General features: G+C 68.0%; 1 pseudogene. It reads right to left on the bottom strand.

From position 1 onward, the window contains the following. Positions 1 to 802, bottom strand: a pseudogene (locus tag TOK_RS32545) (benzoyl-CoA-dihydrodiol lyase); the annotation flags it as partial.

The raw sequence follows: 802 nt of genomic DNA, 5'->3' as shown, positions 1-802 counted from the left end.
CATGATCCGGATCTCGTCGTCCCAGTCGATGTCGTCGGGGGCGTCGGTGACCAGACCCAGCTCGACGGCTTCCTGGGCGGAGAGCCGCCGGCCGGACTCGCGGCGCAGCCACGCCATGTGGTCGTCCTCCCTGTGGAAGCGGCTCTCGAGCCGCCCGACGCCATTGGGCATCGGGTAACCGACGAAGTTGGCGCCGGTCAGGACGATCTCCGCGACGTTCTCGGCGTCGCGCACGCTTCCGTCGAACATGTACTGCCGGTCAGCGGCGAGGGCCAGCTCCAGCAACGACCCAGCGAAGCAGGAGCCCGGCTCGATCAGCGCGATCAGCGAGCGCGACGTGACGTCGAGACGCTTGAGGACGCGCTTGAAATAGTGCCGCACCTCGTTGACCAGCCAGTCGTCGACGTTGGCGGCGAGCAGGTCGTCATAGGCGAGAACGTCGTCGATTCGCCCACTCGTCCGAAACAGCCAGGTGCCCAGCTCGAGCTCGTTGGTCCTCAGCCGCAGGATCAAGTCGTCGAGCTCGCGTGTGACCGCCAGCGGCCAGAACGCGTCCCCCAGACGGTGAACCTCCGTGACGTCGAGAGGTAGCCCACCCTCCGGGACACGGATCGTGATCTCCACCATGCCGCGCTCGCGATCCAGCTCCGCCTTCACATGCTGGTAGGTGTAGCCATCGGGCTGCAGCGGGTGCAGCGTGACGCCCTGCGCGTCCACCGGCCGCGGAGACCTCGCCGCCACTTGCTGCGCGCGTTCGGCGACGGTCTCGTCCCAGGCGCGCTTGGGGACGACCTCGTCGACG

Origin of the sequence: Pseudonocardia sp. N23 (genome assembly GCF_002583555.1) — a bacterium.
Classification (GTDB): Bacteria; Actinomycetota; Actinomycetes; order Mycobacteriales; family Pseudonocardiaceae; genus Pseudonocardia.
The sequence above is the reverse complement of the archived record's forward strand: the minus strand, read 5'-3'. Positions and strand labels throughout refer to the sequence as shown.